This window comes from Catonella sp., from assembly GCF_052169795.1.
Taxonomy (GTDB): Bacteria; Bacillota; Clostridia; order Lachnospirales; family Lachnospiraceae; genus Catonella.
Genome location: NZ_JBQNBU010000144.1, coordinates 1 through 3,647, shown reverse-complemented (window position 1 = coordinate 3,647; position 3,647 = coordinate 1). Strand labels below are relative to the sequence as shown.

The following is a 3,647-nucleotide window of genomic DNA, read 5'->3' as shown; positions in this document are numbered from 1 at the left end:
TCAGAGCCGGTATTAATTCGTTGCATTATCATTTCATAGCCATCATTTCCATAAGTAAGGGAGCGGTTGACCCTGCTTATGGTGGCAGTAGAGGCACCTGTGGATTCGGCAATTTCGATATAGGTTTTCCCCTCTGTAAGCATCTTGGCAACCATAAGCCGCTGAGAAATTGTAAAGAGTTCGTTTATAGTGCAGACATCTTCAAAGAAATTGTAACATTCCTCCCTGTTTTTGAGTGTGAGTACCGCATCAAAAAAATAGTCCATTGCTGGTGTTTTTAATTTGTCTTTCATTTTTTATCTCCAAAACAATTTTATTATCTAATTTTAGCACTTTACAAAAATAAAGTAAAGGGAAAATATTTAGGTTTGGTTTTTATTGGAAATTTGGTATAATGAAGTATTATAGAAAATACAAGGAGTATAAAATTGAAAAAAGGTGAAATTGCAGAGGGAATAATCAGTTATGTGGATTTTCCGGATAAGGGAATAATAATACTCGAAGATGATGAGAGAAAGGTTGTACTTAAGGGAGGAATAACAGGTCAGAAAGTAAGATACAGAATTCAGAAAAGAAGAAATGACAGGTATGAAGCCTGCATAGAAGAAGTGATAGAAAAAGCACCTACAGAAACCAGAGAGCCTGTCTGTAAGAATTACGGACTTTGTGGAGGCTGTTCTTACCATACCTTGCCTTATGAGGAACAGCTTAAGTTAAAAAGCTCTCAGGTAAAAAAGATGCTTGACAGGGTTATAAGTACTGATTATGAATATGAAGAAATACTTGGAAGCCCTAATGAGTGGGAAACCAGAAATAAGATGGAGTATGCCTTCGGTGACAGCTATAAGGGTGGGCCAATGTCGCTTGGGCTTCATAAACGAGGACATTTCCACGATATTTTATACACCGATGACTGTAAGATAGTAAATGATGATTTTAACAAGGTGCTAAGATGTGTATTTGAGCATTTTAATGAAGCGGAAATCTCATTCTATAATAAGGCAATGCACAGGGGCTATCTCAGGCATTTGCTTGTAAGAAGGGTAGCTAAGACAGGAGAAATTCTGGCAGCCCTTGAGACTTCTTCTGATTTTATAACAAAGTCCGAAAAGACTGCTATGGAAATGGACAACCTTAAGGAGTTTTTGGCTTCACCAAATGCTGTGTATGATAAGGATAAAGAGCAGAGTCAGGTAGAAAAGAACATTTTAGCCAAAATGGTGGAAAAGCTAAGAAAAGTAAGCTTAGAGGGTGAAATAGTCGGTATTATCCACCTTATAAATAATGAGGTTTCTGATGATGTGAAGGCTGAAAGACAGGAAATTCTCTTCGGTAGGGATTATATAAATGAGGAGCTGCTTGGACTTAAATTTAAAATCACTACATTTTCATTTTTCCAGACTAATTCTTTAGGGGCAGAAGTACTTTATAGCAAGGTAAGGGAGTATGTGGGAAATAATGAAGGAAATGTAGTCTACGACCTTTACAGCGGAACCGGAACCATAGGGCAGATAATTTCCCCAGTGGCTAAGAAGGTAATAGGTATAGAAATAGTGGAAGAGGCTGTAGTTGCCGCAAATGAAAATGCCAAGTTAAATGGGCTTATCAATACTGAGTTTTTGGCAGGAGATGTATTTAAGGTGCTTGATGAAGTAAAGGAAAAACCTGATTTTATTATTCTCGATCCACCAAGAGACGGTGTATCTCCTAAGGCACTTAAGAGGGTGTTATCCTATGGGGTGAGGGAAATAGTTTATATTGCCTGTAAGCCTACAAGCCTTGTAAGAGATATACCTGAGTTTGAGGCAGCAGGATACAGTGTGAAGAAGGTCTGTCTGTGCGATATGTTCCCGGAAACGTTGCATGTGGAGACGGTATGTTTATTGTCCAAACTTCCCGAAGCTAAGAATCATATGAGGTTTGACATTCGGAGATAAAGCAGAGGAAATTGAAACTTGGGAAATTCGTGGATGATTATCTTATATAGAGAAAAATTATACTTATGCACTAGCTTGACAAATATTGAATTATAATTTATTATTAAATATAAATTCGGTATTGGAATAGAAAGAGGTGTGCTATGGCACAAGTATTAAAAGAAGAAGTTAGAAATAGAATACTCGAAGCAGCAGAAAAAGTATTTTATAAAAAGGATTATAGAGGTGCCAAATTAACAGAAATTGCAAAAGAAGCAGATATTCCTGTGGCACTCATTTATACCTATTTCAAAAATAAGGAAGTTTTGTTTGATGCAGTAGTAAGTTCTGTTTATATAAACTTCGAGTCAGCTTTTAATGAGGAAGAATCTTTGGAAAAAGGTTCTGCTTCTGAAAGGTTTGATGAAGTTGGAGAAAACTATATTCATGAACTATTAAAAGAGCGTAAGAAGTTAATTATTTTAATGGATAAAAGCTCAGGTACGAAGCATACAGAAGCAAAACAAAAACTTATATCACAAATGCAGGTTCATATTGAAGTAAGTTTAAAAAGACAATCAAAAGAGGAATATGATCCAATGCTTGCCCATATTTTAGCCAGTAACTTTACAGAGGGGCTTCTTGAAATAGCAAGGCACTATCAAAGTGAAAAGTGGGCAAAAGATATGCTAAAACTTATTGCGAGGTGTTATTATAAGGGAGTGGAATCCCTATAATTAGCACTAAAAAATAGACTTTGCATAATCAGCAAAGTCTTACTTTAAACCTTAATATTGAATTATAATTCAATATTATTCAATTTTGAAAGGAGAGTTGTTCATGCCGGAAAAAGAATTAAGAAAAAAAGTGATTGGAAAAAATGGTTTAGCGGGTTCACTTCTTGCTTTAAAAATAGTATTTGATTTGATACCACAAATCTTACTTGTATATTTGATTAGTTCCTTAATTGCAAACAATATTAGCGAAGATAATTTGAAGCATATTTTCTTAGGAATCTTTATATCGTTTGCATTAAAGGGAGTGTTTTACTATTTTGCGACAAAGGTTGCTCATGAGAAAGCATACGAAAAATTGACAGAACTTAGGTTAGATATTATCGGTCATCTAAAAAAACTAAGTTTAGGATTTTTCAAAGAACATAATACTGGAGAGCTTACCAATATCGTTCAACATGATGTAGAGCAAGTGGAAGTATACCTTGCCCATGGTCTTCCTGAAATAATGTCAGTTACACTTCTACCTACCATTATTTTTGTAGCTATGATTTTTGTGGACCCGAGTCTTGCTCTTGGAATGATTGCCGGAGTTCCACTCATGTATTTGGTAAAAGTTCTTTCACAGAAAACAATGGATAAAAACTTTTCGATTTACTTTAATCATGAAAATAAGATGAGAGAAGAGTTGATGGAATATGTAAAAAACATTTCTGTGATTAAGGCTTTTGCTAAAGAAGAGGAGATTAGTGAAAGAACATTAAAAACGGCAAGAGAATATATTTACTGGGTTAAAAAGAGCATGGGGATGGTTACAATTCCAATGGGACTTATTGACATATTTATGGAAATTGGAGTGGTGATTGTCATGATTTTAGGAAGCATATTTCTTTACTATGGAAATATTACAACACCTAATTTTATTCTTGCAATAATTTTATCATCTGCTTTTACTGCATCTATAAGTAAGACAGCTACATTGCAACATTTTTCTATT

Annotated in this window: 4 protein-coding genes; 3 read left to right on the top strand and 1 reads right to left on the bottom strand. The window is 34.9% G+C overall.

The annotated features are described in order from the left end of the window. A partial coding sequence (locus ACTTKP_RS11635) for a YerC/YecD family TrpR-related protein (RefSeq protein WP_442554065.1) occupies positions 1-293 on the bottom strand: 293 nt, incomplete at its 3' end. Between the two features lie 135 nt (positions 294-428). Between ACTTKP_RS11635 and ACTTKP_RS11630 the strand changes: the two genes are divergently transcribed. From ACTTKP_RS11630 to ACTTKP_RS11620, 3 genes are all read left to right on the top strand, one after another. Then, entirely contained in the window at positions 429-1,937 is a 1,509-nt protein-coding gene (locus ACTTKP_RS11630; RefSeq protein ID WP_442554064.1) for a class I SAM-dependent RNA methyltransferase, read from the top strand. 143 nt (positions 1,938-2,080) lie between these two features. Beyond that, the gene (locus tag ACTTKP_RS11625) at positions 2,081-2,653 is read left to right on the top strand and encodes a TetR/AcrR family transcriptional regulator (RefSeq protein WP_009535173.1); all 573 of its coding nucleotides are present in this window, start codon (positions 2,081-2,083) and stop codon (positions 2,651-2,653) included. A gap of 103 nt (positions 2,654-2,756) precedes the next feature. Then, on the top strand, positions 2,757-3,647 hold an 891-nt coding region (locus ACTTKP_RS11620), incomplete at its 3' end, for an ABC transporter transmembrane domain-containing protein (protein WP_442554063.1).